The organism is Streptomyces capoamus (assembly GCF_014654935.1).
Taxonomy (GTDB): Bacteria; Actinomycetota; Actinomycetes; order Streptomycetales; family Streptomycetaceae; genus Streptomyces; species Streptomyces capoamus.
On record NZ_BNBF01000141.1, the window covers coordinates 1 to 519 of the forward strand.

At 39.9% G+C, this 519-nt stretch carries 1 protein-coding gene; it reads left to right on the forward strand.

Annotation, left to right across the window (positions count from 1 at the left end):
• On the forward strand, positions 1-519 hold a 519-nt coding region (locus tag IE312_RS44975; protein WP_229900964.1), incomplete at both ends, for a photosystem I psaA/psaB family protein.

The window sequence follows — 519 nt, forward strand, 5'->3', positions numbered from 1 at the left end:
TTCCTCCGGGAGGACGATTGGGGCGTGGGCATAAGGGTCTTTATGACACAATCAATAATTCGATTCATTTTCAATTAGGCCTTGCTCTAGCCTCCTTAGGAGTTATTACTTCCTTGGTAGCTCAACACATGTACTCTTTACCTGCTTATGCGTTCATAGCGCAAGATTTTACGACTCAAGCTGCGTTATATACCCATCACCAATATATTGCAGGATTCATCATGACAGGAGCTTTTGCTCATGGAGCTATCTTTTTTATTAGAGATTACAATCCAGAACAGAATGAGGATAACGTATTAGCAAGAATGTTAGACCATAAAGAAGCTATCATATCCCATTTAAGTTGGGCCAGCCTCTTTCTAGGGTTCCATACTTTGGGACTTTATGTTCATAACGACGTCATGCTTGCTTTTGGTACTCCCGAAAAACAAATCTTGATCGAACCTATATTTGCCCAATGGATACAATCTGCTCATGGGAAAACTTCATATGGATTTGATGTACTTTTATCTTCGACAA